Genomic DNA, 13,677 nt, shown 5'->3' with positions numbered 1-13,677 from the left:
CGCGACCCCGTCGGGGAAGCATCCTTCATCCCGCAGGGTGCATACCAGCCACGGAAACACGTTCCCCGAAAGCCGTGACACGACCGGGGGCGCGACCACGCTCAGTCCGCGGTGGCCTCCTGGGCCGGCTTCGCGGCCGCGGGGTCGTCCAGCAGGCCGCGGGCCGCGGCGGCGACTCCCGCCTGGAAGCGGCTTCCCGCGCCGAGTTCCTCCATGATGTCGGCGATGTGCCGGCGCGCGGTGCGCAGCGACATGCCGAGCCGCCGGGCGATGGCCTCGTCCTTCAGTCCGGCCGCGAGCAGCCGGATGATCGTCTCGTGGATCTCGCGGGCGACCTCCTCAAGCCCCTGGCCGACGGCGTTGGAGAACGGGGTGGCGTGGTCCCAGGTCTGGTCGAAGATGTCGCAGAGGTAGGCGACGGTGGAGGGCTCGCGGATCACCACCGCGCCCCAACTGCCGTCCGGCACAGGGATGAACGCCAGCTCGCGGTCGAAGGCGATGAGCCTGCCGAAGAGTTCGTGCGCGGTGCGGTACTGGGCGCCGAGCGCCGAGGCGGCGGCGACGTAGGCCTGACTGGGGCCGTTGAACCGGGCGGTGTGGTGGTAGAGGCTGCGCATGGAGATGCCTCTGCGCAGCATGGCCTCGTCCCGTCTGAGCGCCTCCTGCATCGCCTCGGGCACCCGGCTGCCGCCGCCGGGCTGGCTGGTGAGGACCTCGCGCCGGCAGCGGTCGGAGGCGGCGTTCAGTGCGCCGCGCACGTCCTCGACGTTGCCCAGCACCTCCAACGCCTCGCCCGCGGAACGGCGTTGGAGGTAGTGGGGCATGAAGCGCCCGAGGTCCTCGCGGATGCCGCTGATCTCGCGCTGGCGTGTGCGGATCTCCTCCTCCAGCGGTGCGGCGAGGCGGGAGGCGGCGGTGTCCGGCGCGACGGCGAAGGCCACGGAGTCGTCCTCCGGACTGCGGTGCAGCAACTGGGCGTCGAGCAGCCGCTCCACGCTGAGCCGCACCTCCTGCGGAGCGTGCCCGGTGCCGGCTGCGACGGTGTCCACCTCGATCGTGCGGTGCTGGAGCACCCAGCTGTAGACGTCGAGGTCCACGTCCTTGAGATCCGATAGCACCCTTGCCCCACTTTGCATGCCTTCACCCCGGGTCGCTTTGCTGCCAGGCACCTTGGTGAGGCGCCCTCCCCCTGGCGTCAGCATAAGCAAGCGGAAAGGCTGTTGATGAGCAGCTTCGGCGGCGAGTCGACTCACATGACGCCGTCGTTGATACGTGAAGGAGCAGAGTGAACACCGGCCTTTCCACGAAGAAAACCGCGTCGAGAGCGATTTCAGCCGCAACAGTTCCCGTCCCTGCCCGGGAGCCCGCACCCACCGCATCGGAGTCCGCCGTGTCCGAGTCCGCCCATCCGACCCTGCGTCCCGCCTCGCTCTCGCCCCGTGAGGAGGAGGTGTTGGCGTATCTCGCGCAGGGGTGCACCTATCGGATCATCGCCCGCCGTATGGGGCTCAGTCCGCACACGGTGGACACCTATGTGCGCCGGCTGCGCGGCAAGACCGGCTCGGTCAACCGCATCCAACTGGCGCACCTGGCCTTCCAGTTGGGGTACGGCCCCGGCTACTGAGCCGGTGCCTCGTCGAAGTCCCGCATCCGCCGCAGCGGCGAGCACAGCAGGACCAGCGGGGTGAGCGTCAGCCCGGCCGTCAGGATCCACAACGCGCCGCGCACACCGACCAGTTCGCCGAGGACGCCGGCCAGCAGGCCGCTCACCGGCATCACTCCCCACACCAGGAACCGCATGGTGGCCGTCATCCGGCCGAGCAGGTGCGGCGGGCAGACGGTCTGCCGGTAGGCGACCTGGCAGATGTTGTACGTGGTCACGCCCGCCGCCTGCACCAGCGCGCCCAGGACGAACAGGCCCAGCCGCCAGTCGTCTTCGGCCAGCGGGAGGAGCAGGCCGAAGGGCATGGCGGCCAGCAGGGACAGCCAGGTCAGCCGGGCCGCGCCCACCCGCCGGGAGAGCCGCTGAGTGACGAGCGAGGCGAGGACCGAGCCGAGCGCGGCCGTGGCGAGCACCCAGCCGACCGCGGCGGGCGGCAGGCCCACGGTGCGGGTCAGGAACAGCGTCTCCAGGGCGAAGGCGCCGCTGAGGAAGAGGTTCACCGACGCGGTGCTGAGGGCGATCATCCGCAGCACGGGGTGGCGCAGGACGTGGTGGAGTCCTTCCCTGATCTCCGGCAGGAGGCCGCCGCGCCCGGACGGCGCCGGGGCGGGCCGTTCCTCCCGTGCCTCGATGCGGCGTAGCAGGGCCGCGGAGGTGAGGGAGGTGACGGCCTGTCCGGCCAGGGTGCCGGCCGGTCCGAGGAGTTGGACGAGGAAGCCCGCCATGCCGGGGCCGGCCAGCTCGGTGCCCGAACGCACGCTCTCCAGGCGTGAGTTGCCCTCGATCAGCGTCGACCGGCCGACCAGGGTGGGCAGATAGCTCTGGTCGGCCACGTCGCCGAACAGCCGCGCGCAGCCCAGCAGCAGGGCGACGGTGTACAGCAGCGGCATGGAGTGGGCGTCCAGCAGCCAGGCCACCGGCACCGCGGTGAGCAGCACGGCCCGCGCCAGGTCGGCGGCGATCATGACGTCGCGGCGTCGCATCCGGTCCACCCAGGCCCCGGCCGGCAGTCCGAGCAGCAGGAACGCGGCGCTCTCGGCGGCGGCGAGCAGACCGGCCTCCCACGCGGAGGCGTGCAGGGTGAGCACGGCGGTGAGCGGCAGGGCCACGTACGTGATGCTGTTGCCGAGTTCGTTGCACACGTGCGAGCCCATGAACCGGCGGAAGTCGCGCCGCTGCCGGGGGGACGGCTCGGGACCGGTGGTCGTCTCCTCACCGGGGGCGGGGTCGGTCCCGGCGGTGGGATCGGGGGCGGCGGTGGGCTGGGACACGGGGCGGGGTCCTTCTCTGGTGGGCGGGGCGGGTCCGGCGGGGCGGACCCGTCCGGGCGGTCGGTGGTTCAGACGGGCTCAGGGAGCGGCGGTTCCACGACCGCCGGCTCCGGGAGAAACGCCGTCTCCAGGGGAAACGGGACCGTCGTCTCCGGGGGGAACGGGTCCGCCGTCTCCGAGGGCAGCGGATCCCCCGTCTCCGGGGGGAACGGGTCCGGCAGGGCGCGTACGTCGAGTTTGCCGCCCGGGGTGCGCGGGAGCCGGGGCAGGACGCACACCCGGGCCGGGACGAGATGGCCCGGCGCCCGCGCGGCCACGTGCCGCCGCAACTCGCCGCCGTCCAGCGGCCGTCCGGGAGCGGCTTCGACGTAGGCCGCCACCTGGGGCTCGCCCCGGTGCCGTACGGCGCGGGCGACGACGTCCACGACGTCCGGGTGGGCGGCGACGGCGGCCTCGACTTCCTTGAGCTCCACCCGGTGGCCGCGGATCTTGACCTGGTCGTCGGTGCGGCCGAGGAAGCGCAGCGTGCCGTCCGGGGCGCGCCGGACCCGGTCCCCGGTGCGGTACATCCGCTCCCCCGGCCCGGCGGCGAACGGGTCGGCGACGAACCGTTCGGCGGTCAGGGCGGGGCGGTCGTGGTAGCCGCGGGCCAGGCAGGACCCGGCGAGGTACAGCTCGCCGGCCTCGCCGTCGGCCGTGTGCGTCAGGGCCTCGTCCAGGACGTAGGCGCGCACTCCCGGCAGCGGGACGCCGAGCGGGATGACCTCGTCGGCGGCGTCCGCGAGCGTCGCGGGGCGCGCCTCGTGGCAGGTGGCGGTGATCGTGGATTCGGTGAGGCCGTAGGCGCTGGTCACGGGCGGGCCGCCGGCGGCGTACCAGCGGACGAGGTCGGCGGTGCGGCCCGCGTCGCTGCCGATGACCACGTGGCGCAGGGCGGGCGGCAGCGGCCGGGGCCGGCGTTCCACGTCCTTGGCCCACTGCGACCAGTACGGGGTGGGCAGGTTGACGAGGGTGACGGCCCGTTCGGTGAGGAAGGGCTCCAGTTCGGCGGGCGAGACCACGTTGTCGTCGACGAACACGGCCGTGCCGCCCGTGCACCAGGTGGGCAGGGCTTCCTCCAGGGCCACGTCGAAGGCGGGCGCGGCGAACTGGAGCACCCGGTCCGCGGCGGTCAGGCCGTAGCGCCCGGCGAGCACGCCGGTCTGCCGGGCGAGGCCCGCGTGGGCGACGGCGACCGGTTTGGGCCTGCCGGTCGAGCCGGAGGTGAACAGGACGTAGGCGAGCGATGCCAGGGCGACGGCAACCGGTTCGGGGCCGTGGCCCCTCGTTTCCGTGTCGAGTGCGTCGCCCCGGGTTCCCGCCCAGAACAGCTCCTGGTCGCAGCGGCGGTGCAGGCGGGCCGCGGCGGCGTGGCCGGTGACGACCGCGTGCCGGGTGCCGGCGGCTGCCAGCAGGGCGCGCAGCCGCTCGTCGGGGGCCGCGGGGTCGACGAGCAGCGGCGCGGCGCCGGCGTACCAGACGCCCAGGAGGGCGACGGCCCAGTCGGCGCCCCGGCCCACCCCGACGAGCACGGTGTCCTCGGGGCCCGCGCCGGCGGCGCGCAGCTCCCCGGCGACGGCACGGGCCCGCCGGTCGAGCCGACGGTAGGTCAGCTCACCGTCGGGGGCGATCACGGCCGTCACGTCGGGGGTCCGCTCCGCCTGCCGGGCGATGCGCAGGGGGACAGGGATGTCGTCGGGGCTCATGGGGTCTGTCTCCTGTCGGGGCGGGCGGGGCTGACGGGGCGGGCGGTTTGGGCGGCGCTGGCGGGGTGGCCGGTTTGGGCGGCGCTGGCGGCGCGGGCGGGGTGGCCGGTTTGGGCGGTACGGCCGATACGGCCGGGGCGGCCGGGGCGGCAGGTTTGGACGGTGCGGCCGATACGGGCGGTACTGGTGGTGCCGCCGGGGCGGGCGGTGCCGCCGGGGCGGGGTGGTGGGTGTCAGGCACGGTCGCGGGTGCGTGGGCGCAGGGCTGGGCGGGTGGGGGTGGGGGCGGCGGCCGACATTCGGGCGGCGATGCCGGCCGGGGTGGGGGTCTCGAAGAGGTCGCGGATGGTGAGGTGTGCGCCGAGTTCGGTGCGCAGCCGTCCGGTCAGCCGGGTGGCGAGGAGGGAGTGGCCGCCGTGGGCGAAGAAGTCGTCGTCGGGTCCGGCGGCGGTGAGGCCGAGGACGGCCGCGAAGAGGGCGCAGACGGCCTCTTCGGCGGCGTTCGCCGGGGCGCGTCCGGCGGGGCGCGCGAGGTCCGCCGGGTCGGGCAGGGCCTTGCGGTCGATCTTGCCGTTGGTGGTCAGCGGCAGCGCGGGCAGCGGGAACAGCAGCGAGGGCACCATGTAGTTCGGCAGGCTCTGGGAGAGCGCGGCGCGGATGCCGTCGGCGTCCGCCTCTCCGGTGAACCAGCCGACGAGCCGCTGCTGTCCGGCGCCGTCGCGGTCCACGGTCACCACCGCGTCCCCGACGCCCGGCACGGCCCGCAGCGCGGTCTCCACCTCGCCGAGTTCGATGCGGTTGCCGCGGATCTTGACCTGGTGGTCCTGGCGTCCGAGGAAGTCCAGTTGGCCGTCGGCGCGCAGCCGGGCCAGGTCGCCGGTGCGGTACATCCGGGCGCCGGGCTCGGCGGCGAACGGGTCGGGGACGTAGCGCTCGCTGCTGCGGCGGGGCTCGCCCAGGTAGCCGGGCCCGACGCCGGTGCCCGCGATGAAGAGTTCGCCGGGGACGCCGGGCGGCACGGGCGCGAGCGACGGGTCGAGGATGTAGAGCCGGTTGTTGCGCAGCGGCCTGCCGACGGGCAGCCGGCCGTGTTCGAGCAGGTCGGTCACGTCCCGGCGGCCGATGAAGGCGTGCGTGTTGTCGTCCGAGCACTCGGTGAGCCCGTAGGCGTTGACGATCGCCGCTTCGGGGTGGTGGTCGTACCAGCGGGTGCACAGTTCCGGCGGGAGGACCTCGCCGTTGACGACGAACCAGCGCAGCGCCGGGAGTTCGGGCCGGGGGACGCCGGAGTCCCACAGGTCGAGGGCGGCGCGCACGAAGGAGGGGACGGTCTCCATGACGGTGACGCCGTGCCGGGCGACGGCGGCGAACAGGGCGTCCGGGTCGCGGGCGGTGTCGCGGGAGACGAGGTGGACCCGGCCGCCGGTGATGAGCGGGGCGAGCATCTGCCAGACGGAGATGTCGAAGGTGAGGGGCGCGTTCATCACCACCCGGTCGTCGGGGGTGAGCTCCAGGTCGTCGAGCTTGGCGAGCAGGTGGTTGTTCATGCCCCGCCGGTGCACCATGGCGCCCTTGGGGCGGCCGGTGGATCCGGAGGTGAAGCACACGTAGGCCAGGGCGTCGCGCCCGCCGCCGTCCCGGGACGGCGCTCCGGTCGGGCGGGTGTCGGCGTCGTCGAGGACCAGCACACGCACGGGGTGTCCGGCCGCCGCCACGATCTCCGCGGCGCGCGCCCGCTGTTCGGGCGCGGTGAGCAGCCACGGCACTCCCCCGGCGGTCAGCAGGGCGGCGGTACGGGCGACCGGGCCGACGGGGTCGAGCGGCACGTAGGCGGCTCCGGCGCCGAGGATGCCGAGGAAGGCGACGGGCGTCCGGGCGGTCGGCTCGCCGAGGACCGCGACGAGGCCGCCGTCGTCGACGCCTTCCGCGCGCAGCCGCTCGGCGAGCGCGTCGGCGCGGGCGACGAGTTCGGTGTAGGTGAGGGCGCGGCCCGTGTCGTCGGTCACCGCGACGTCGTGGGGCCGCAGTTGAGCCTGGCGCCGCACCCGGTCGGTGACCTCGGCGTAGTCCTCGTCGCGGACGGTGTCGTTGAACTCGGCCAGCACGCGCCGCCGTTCGGCCGGGGACAGCAGGTCCACCGCGCCGGCCGGGCGGGTCGGGTCGTCGGCGACGGCTTCGAGGAGGCGGACGAGACGGTCCAGCAGGGCCTGCGCGTCGGCGGTGTCGAAGGCGTCCGGCCGGTGGTCGATCTGGAGACGCAGTCGGTCGCCGGGGATCGCGGTCAGGGTGAGCGGGTAGTGCGCCGCGTCGTGCGGGTCGACGGCGGTGACGCGGAGTTCGCCGGTGGAGAGCGCGGCGAGGCCGGCGGCGTCGACCGGATAGTTCTGGTAGGCCACGCAGGAGTCGAACAGTTCGCCGGCCCCGGCGGTGCGCTGGATCTCGGTGAGGCCGAGGTGGTGGTGCTCGATCAGCCGCGCCTGCTCGTCCTGGAGCCGGGTGAACAGGCCGACGAGCGGCTCGGTGCGGTCGACGCGGACGCGGACCGGCACGGTGTTGATGCACAGGCCCACGATGTCGGCGACGCCGGGCAGTTCGGCGGGACGTCCGCTGACGACGGCGCCGAAGACCACGTCGTCGGAGCGGAGCCGGTTCGCGAGCAGCAGGGCCCAGGAGCCCTGGAGGAGGGTGCCCGGGGTGATCCGGTGGGCGCGGGCGAGGGCGGTGAGCCGCTCGGTGAGGCCGGGGGTGAGGGCGGTCTCGACGCGGTGCGGCAGCAGCGCGGAGGGGCCGGTGGAGACGGGCGCGGTGCGGCTGCCGCCGGCCAGCCCGGCCAGGGCCAGGCCCCAGGCGTCGCGGGCCGCGCCGGTGTCGCGGGCGCCGAGCCACTCCAGGAAGGACGCGTACGGCGTGACCGGGGGCAGTACGGCGGCGTCCGGTCCGGTGTCACCCGATCCGGCCGCGTCCGGTCCTGCGGCGTGCGGTCCGGCGGCGTCCGCTCCACCTGCATCCGGTCCCGCGTCGTGCAGGGCCAGCAGTTCGCGGACCAGGACGGGCCAGGACCAGCCGTCCAGCAGGATGTGATGGTACGTCAGGAGCAGCCGGTGGCTGAGTGGTCCGGTGCGCAGGAGGGTGAGGCGGAGCAGCGGCGGCCGGGCCAGGTCGAAGCGGCGGGCCCGGTCCTGGGCCAGCAACGTCCGTACGGTGTCGGCCTGTTCGTCCTCGTCGAGCGCGGAGAGGTCCCGCTCCTCCCACGGCACCCGCGCGTCACGCCGGACGACCTGCGCGGGTTCGCCGGAGGCGCGGCGCAGGAAGCCTGCCCGGAGGTTGGCGTGGCGTACCAGCACGGCGTCGGCGGCGGCGCGCAGCCGTCCGGCGTCCAGCGGCCCCGACAGGTCGAGCAGCAGCTGCGCGACGTAGACGTCACGCTCCCGCTCGTCGAACAACGCGTGGAAGAGGATGCCTTCTTGGAGGGGGGAGAGCGGGAGGACGTCCTCGACTTTGGAGGCGGGCGCGGGAACGGGGGGCGCGGCCGGCGTTGAGGGGGCGGGAGCAGGGGCGGGGGCAGGGGTACGGCTCACGGTGGGTTCCTGTGGTCAAAGGGCGGGCGTGGGCGGGGCCGGGGGCGTGGGCGCGGGCTCGGTCAGGCGGGGCTGGGGCGGCGCACTCGGCGTACGACCGGCGGGTCGTCGGTGTGGGCGGTCGCTTCAACGGACGTTGCGGATGAGGCGAGTTGGGCGACCGTCGGGCCCGTGAAGAAGCCGCGGACGGTGACGGTGACGCCGAGCAGGGAGCGCATCTCCGCGAGGAGGCGGGTCGCGAGGAGGGAGTGGCCGCCCAGGGCGAAGAAGTCGTCGTGGACGCCGACCCGTTCGGCGCCGAGCATCCGCTCCCACAGGGCGGCGAGGGCGCGCTCGGTGTCGTTCCTCGGGGCCTGGTAGGGCCGTTCCCCGGCGGCGGGGCCGGGGGCGGGGAGGGCGGCCAGGTCGATCTTGCCGTTGGGGGTCGCCGGCAAGCGGTCGAGTACGGTGACCGTCAACGGGACCATCCAGTCCGGCAGTTGGGTCCGCAGGTGCTCGCGCAGCGCCACCGGGTCGGGACGCCTGCCCTCGGCGGGCACCGCGTAGCCGGCGAGGACGGGTCCGGCCGGGGTCGGGACGACGGTGACCGCGGCCCGGCCCACGTCCGGGTGGCCCGCGAGGGCGTTCTCGATCTCGCCCGGTTCGATGCGCAGGCCCCGGATCTTGGTCTGCCGGTCGGCGCGGCCCAGGTACTCGATCCGGCCGTCCGCCGTCCAGCGCGCGAGGTCGCCGGTGCGGTACATCCGGGCGCCGGGCGGACCGGACGGGCAGGCGGTGAACCGTTCGGCGGTGAGCCCGGGGCGTCCCAGGTAGCCCCGGGCGAGACCGGCCCCGGCGATGTACAACTCGCCGGTGACGCCGGGCGGTACGGGGGCGAGGCGGTCGTCGAGGACGTGCAGGCGGGTGCCGTCCAGGGGGCGTCCGATCGGTATCTGTCCGGCCGGGATCTCCTGCCCGGGGGCGAGGGGGAGGAGGACGGCGAAGGTGGTGGTCTCCGTCGGCCCGTACGCGTTGGTCACGGTGGTGTCCGGGCAGTGCTCGCGGACGCGGCGGACGGCGGCCGGGGAGGCGGCCTCGCCGCCGGTCATCACCTCGCGCAGCGTGCCGAGCCGTTCCGGGCAGCGGTCGGCGAGTTCGTTGAAGAGCGTGGCCGTCAGGAAGGTGCCGGTGACGCGCTGTTCGCCGATGAGCCGGGCGAGGCCGGGCACGTCCAGGTCGCCGGGCGGGGCGACGACCACGAGTCCGCCGTTCAGCAGCGGCACCCACAGTTCGTAGGTGGAGGCGTCGAAGGCGTGCGGGGAGCGCAGCAGGACGCGGTCGTGCGCGCCGCCGCGCCAGCGCCGGTCCAGGGCGAGGGCGACGACCTCGCGGTGGGCGACGGCGACGCCCTTGGGTGTGCCGGTCGAGCCGGAGGTGTACATCACGTAGGCGAGGTCGTCGGGATGGCCGTGGGTGCGGGGCGTCCGCCCGTCGTCCGTCGATGCGGCACCGTGACGCCCGTCGTCCGTCGGCGCGTCACCGTGACGCCCGTCGCTGTCCCCGTAGTCCACCGTGAGGTCGTCGCCGAGGCGGAGCGTGTGGCGGGCGCCGAGGCCGGCGGTGTCCGTGCCCGGGTCGGTGACGAGGACCGTCGCGCCGGCGGCGGAGAGGACCGACGCCGAACGGGCTTGCGGCGCACGGGCGTCGAGAGGCAGATAGGCCGCCCCGGCCTTCACCACGCCGAGGCAGGCGGCGATCAGCTCCACGGACCGGTCCATGAGGACGGCCACCGTCGCGCCGGGGCGCACCCCGAGGGTGGCGAGCCGGGCCGCGACCCGGTCGGAGAGCGCGTCGAGTGCGCCGTAGCTGACCTCCCGTTCGCCGCTGACGGCCGCGGTCCGTTCCGGGTGGGCGGCGGCCAGTTCGGCGAACAGGGCGTGCACGGTGGTGTCGTGGGGCACGGCCGGCGCGCCCTGCCAGCCGTCCGTGACGGCGGCGCGCTCCTCGGGGGTCAGCAGGTCGTGGGCGGCTATGGGGGCGGCGGGGTGGGCGGCGACCGCGTCGAGGAGCAGGGTCAGCCGGTCAAGGAGCCGCTGGGCGGTGGCGGCGTCGAACAGGTCGGCGGCGTATTCGAGGGCCAGGCCGATCCCGGCCGGCAGGCCGCTGTCGGGGTAGTGACGCTCATCGACCTCGAGGGTCAGGTCGAACTTGGCGGTGGCGGTGCGCACGGCTTCCGTGCGGACCCGCAGGCCCGGGAGGACCGGTTCGCCGCCCGTGTCCCGGCGGCCGGCGACGGCGATCTGGAACAGGGGGTGACGGCCGGGCGAGCGGGGCGGGTTGAGCCGTTCCACCAGGGCGTCGAAGGGCACGTCCCGGTGGGCGTGGGCGTCCAGGGCGGCGTCGCGGACCCGGTCGAGGACGTCGGTGAAGGCGGGGTCGCCCGAGGTGTCGGCCCGCACCACGACGGTGTCGACGAAGAGGCCCACGAGGTGTTCCAGCGCCTCGTCGTCGCGGCCGTCGACGGGGCAGCCGAGGGCGAGGTCGGTGCCCGCGCCGAGGCGGGTGAGCAGAGTGGCGAGTGCCGCCTGGACGGCCATGAAGACGGTGGCGCGCCGGTCGCGGGCGAGGCCGGCGAGACGGGTGTGCGCGGCGGCCCCGGCTTCGGCGGTGACGACCGCGCCGCGGTGGGAGGCGACGGCGGGGCGGGGCCGGTCGGTGGGGAGGGTGTGCTCCTCGGGCAGGCCGCCGAGCGCGCCGGCCCGATGGCCGAGTTGCCGGGAGTGCTCGGAGTCCGGGTCGTCCGGGTCGCCGAGGACGTCGTGCCGCCACAGGGCGTAGTCCGGGTACTGGACGGGGAGTTCGGGCCAGTCCGGCTCCGTGTCGGTGAGCCGGGCGGTGTAGGCGGCGGCCAGGTCGCGCAGGAGGACGTCGAGGGACGCGCCGTCGCCTGCGATGTGGTGCAGGACGAGCAGCAGGTAGTGCTCCCGCGCCCCGTCGGTGAACAGGTGGGCGCGCAGCGGCGGTTCGGTGGCCGGGTCGATCGGCGACGCCGCGGTCTCCCGTGCGCGGCGCGGGTGTTCGCCGGCCGGGACGACGGTGACCGGGCAGGGCGGTGCGGTGCCCGGGTCGAGGACGTGCTGGTGGGGGACGCCGTCATGGTTGGGGAAGACCGTGCGCAGGGCTTCGTGCCGGTCGGTGACGTCCGTGAGGGCGGCCGTGAGGGCGACGCGGTCGAGGTCACCGTGCAGGCGCAGCCCCACGGGGATGTTGTGCAGGCCGCCGGGGTCGCCGTCGCGGCACAGGAACCACAGGCGGCGCTGGGCGTGGGACAGGGGGATCACAGCAGTTCTCCGAACTGGGCTTCGAAGTCGTCGAGTTCGGCCTGGCCGAGGCCGGGCAGGGACACGTCGGACGGGGTGAGTCCGGCGGCGCCGGGCAGTGCCGCGTGCCGGACGAGGGCGCGCAGCATGGCGAACCACTCGTGGGCCAGGGCGTGCGCGCGGTCGGCCGCGAGGGCGTTGCCCGCCCAGGTCCAGGTGGCGCTGAGGGTGGGGCCGTCGGGGCCCTCGTGGGCGGCGGCGTTGACCTCCACGGCGTGGGCCATGGCGAGGCCGTCGTCGGCCTCGTCGAGGGCGAAGTCGTGCCCGGGTGCGGCGGCCCAGTCGGCGGTGTCGCCCATCGGGAAGCGGCCGAGGTAGTTGAAGCCGATCTCGGGGACACCGCGGGCGGCGAGGGCGGGGCCGGTGCGGGTGTTGCCGTGGCGCAGCAGGCCGTGGCCGATGCCGTGGTCGGGGACGGCGCGCAGGGTCTCCTTGACGGTGCGCAGGACCGCGCCGGCGGCGGGGCCGCCCGCGCGGGCGTCGTCGAGGTCGGGCCGGCCGAGGTCGAGGCGGACCGGGTACACGGTGGTGAACCAGCCGACGGTGCGGGACAGGTCGGGGGCGCCCGCGACGTCCTCGCGGCCGTGGCCCTCGACGTCGACGAGGACGGTGCCGCCGTCCGCCGGGCCCGTCAGCGGACGCCGCCAGGCGAGGACCGCGAGGGCGAGCCCGGTGAGCAGGACGTCGTTGACGGTGCCGTTGACGACGCCGGGCACGACGGTGAGCAGCGGCCCGGCCACGTCCGGGGGCAGGGTGAGGGTGAGGCGGTGGCCGGCGGTCTCGGCGTCGAGCCGGGTCAACGGGCTGACGCCGCCGAGGGGTTCGGGGGCAGGGCGCAACGACTCGGTCCAGCGTGCCGCCTCGCGCATACGGCGGCCGGAGGTGGCGTCGGCGCGCAGCAGGTCCGCCCAGTGCGCGAACGGCGTGGGCGCGGGTTCGAGGACGGGGTCCTCGCCGGCGGTGAGCCGCGCCCAGCAGGTGCGCAGGTCGTCCTGGAGGATGCGCCAGGACACGCCGTCGACGGCCAAGTGGTGCACGATCAGGGCGAGTCGGCCCTGCCGGCCGGGGCCTCGGTCGACGAGCACGGCGCGCAGCATGACGCCGTCCGCCGGGGACAGCAGGCGTCGGGCGGCCCGGATCCGGTCGGTGGTGAGGGCGGGCAGTTCGGCGTCGTCGGCGTCGGGCGCGCGGACGTGTTCGACCAGGGCGTGCGCGTCGACGCTGCCCGGCGGCGGAATGGAGCATCCCGCGGCGGCGGAGTGCGCCCCGCCGGGAACCGTGAGCCGCAGGACGTCGTGCGTGTCGAGCAGGGCCCGCACGACGCGCACGGCGTGTTCGGCGCGGAATCCGGCGGGGGTGCGGACGACGAGCGACTGGTGGTAGGTGTCGACGGGGCCGGCGAGTTCGCCGAGCCACGCCATGATCGGGGTCGCGGCCAACGGGCCGGTGCGGCGCGGGGGTTCGACGGGTCCCTCGTTCGCCGGGGGGCCGTCCGCCGTGCGGGCGGCGGAGGCGAGCGCGGCGACGCTGTCGCTGCGCAGGACGTCGCGGGTGGTGAGCAGCAGCCCGGCCGCACGGGCGCGGCTGACGACCTGGATGGCCTGGATGCTGTCACCGCCGAGCTCGGTGAAGCCGTGGTCCGGGCGGACGGAGTCGGCGGCCAGGCCCAGCACTTGGGCGACGAGTCGCCGGAGGGCGTCCAGGGGGACGGCCATGGCCGAGCCCTCCTGGGCCGCCCCGGCCGGCGGCGGGGCCGGCCGGCCGGGGGCGGGCAGGAGGCGTGCGGGGTCAGGCACGGGCCGTGTCCTCGGCGAGGGCCGCGACCAGGGACGCGGGGCGCATGTCCGTCCAGTGCCGCTCGACGTGGTCGAGGCAGGCCTGGCGGGCGTCCGGGCCGTGGACCGTGGTCCAGCCGGCCGGGACGGGGAGGTCGGCCGGCCACAGCGAGTGCTGGAGCTCGTCGTTGCGGACGACGAGGTAGACGGCGTCGTCGTTCTCGAAGGGGTTGCTCATGGCGTTCTCCTGGAGGGGGTGGTGGGGACGTCGTACGGGTCCGTACGA

General features: G+C 75.3%; 8 protein-coding genes. 1 reads left to right on the top strand and 7 read right to left on the bottom strand.

Annotated elements, in window-relative coordinates; all coding sequences use genetic code 11:
- Positions 1-101 precede the first annotated feature (101 nt).
- Positions 102-1,118, bottom strand: a complete 1,017-nt coding sequence (locus ACFYX4_RS21605) for a LuxR C-terminal-related transcriptional regulator (protein ID WP_389335478.1) — start codon at positions 1,116-1,118, stop codon at positions 102-104.
- 272 nt (positions 1,119-1,390) lie between these two features.
- On the opposite strand from ACFYX4_RS21605, the gene ACFYX4_RS21600 reads away from it, so the two are divergent.
- Positions 1,391-1,624: a response regulator transcription factor gene (locus ACFYX4_RS21600; protein WP_389335475.1), complete on the top strand. Its 234-nt coding sequence runs from the start codon at positions 1,391-1,393 to the stop codon at positions 1,622-1,624.
- On the opposite strand, the gene ACFYX4_RS21595 is transcribed toward ACFYX4_RS21600, so the two are convergent.
- The 6 genes from ACFYX4_RS21595 to ACFYX4_RS21570 all read right to left on the bottom strand — a co-directional run bounded on the left by ACFYX4_RS21595 (position 1,618) and on the right by ACFYX4_RS21570 (position 13,629).
- Positions 1,618-2,934 (bottom strand): MFS transporter, encoded by a 1,317-nt coding sequence (locus ACFYX4_RS21595; RefSeq protein WP_389335472.1) that lies wholly within the window; start codon positions 2,932-2,934, stop codon positions 1,618-1,620. The genes ACFYX4_RS21600 and ACFYX4_RS21595 overlap by 7 nt on opposite strands.
- A 68-nt stretch (positions 2,935-3,002) precedes the next feature.
- Positions 3,003-4,679, bottom strand: coding sequence for an amino acid adenylation domain-containing protein (locus ACFYX4_RS21590; protein ID WP_389335469.1), 1,677 nt, complete (start codon positions 4,677-4,679; stop codon positions 3,003-3,005).
- 233 nt (positions 4,680-4,912) lie between these two features.
- Positions 4,913-8,257: an amino acid adenylation domain-containing protein gene (locus tag ACFYX4_RS21585; RefSeq protein WP_389335466.1), complete on the bottom strand. Its 3,345-nt coding sequence runs from the start codon at positions 8,255-8,257 to the stop codon at positions 4,913-4,915.
- 62 nt (positions 8,258-8,319) lie between these two features.
- Complete coding sequence (locus tag ACFYX4_RS21580; protein WP_389335463.1) at positions 8,320-11,577, bottom strand: amino acid adenylation domain-containing protein; 3,258 nt, start codon at positions 11,575-11,577, stop codon at positions 8,320-8,322.
- Positions 11,574-13,412: a condensation domain-containing protein gene (locus tag ACFYX4_RS21575; protein WP_389335460.1), complete on the bottom strand. Its 1,839-nt coding sequence runs from the start codon at positions 13,410-13,412 to the stop codon at positions 11,574-11,576. Before ACFYX4_RS21575 ends, ACFYX4_RS21580 begins: the two co-directional genes overlap by 4 nt.
- The gene (locus tag ACFYX4_RS21570) at positions 13,405-13,629 is read right to left on the bottom strand and encodes an MbtH family protein (RefSeq protein WP_389335456.1); all 225 of its coding nucleotides are present in this window, start codon (positions 13,627-13,629) and stop codon (positions 13,405-13,407) included. The genes ACFYX4_RS21575 and ACFYX4_RS21570 overlap by 8 nt, the downstream gene beginning before the upstream one ends.
- Between the last annotated feature and the right edge of the window lie 48 nt (positions 13,630-13,677).

The sequence above is a fragment of the Streptomyces sp. NPDC002328 genome (assembly GCF_042890065.1).
Classification (GTDB): Bacteria; Actinomycetota; Actinomycetes; order Streptomycetales; family Streptomycetaceae; genus Streptomyces.
Note: the sequence above shows the minus strand (reverse complement) of the source record. Positions and strands in the feature narration are given on the sequence as shown.

What these genes read in the sequence shown, in the direction of transcription:
- ACFYX4_RS21590 (WP_389335469.1), bottom strand. Translation starts at nt 4,679, where the DNA reads ATGAGCCCCGACGACATCCCTGTCCCCCTGCGCATCGCCCGGCAGGCG.
- ACFYX4_RS21570 (WP_389335456.1), bottom strand. Translation starts at nt 13,629, where the DNA reads ATGAGCAACCCCTTCGAGAACGACGACGCCGTCTACCTCGTCGTCCGC.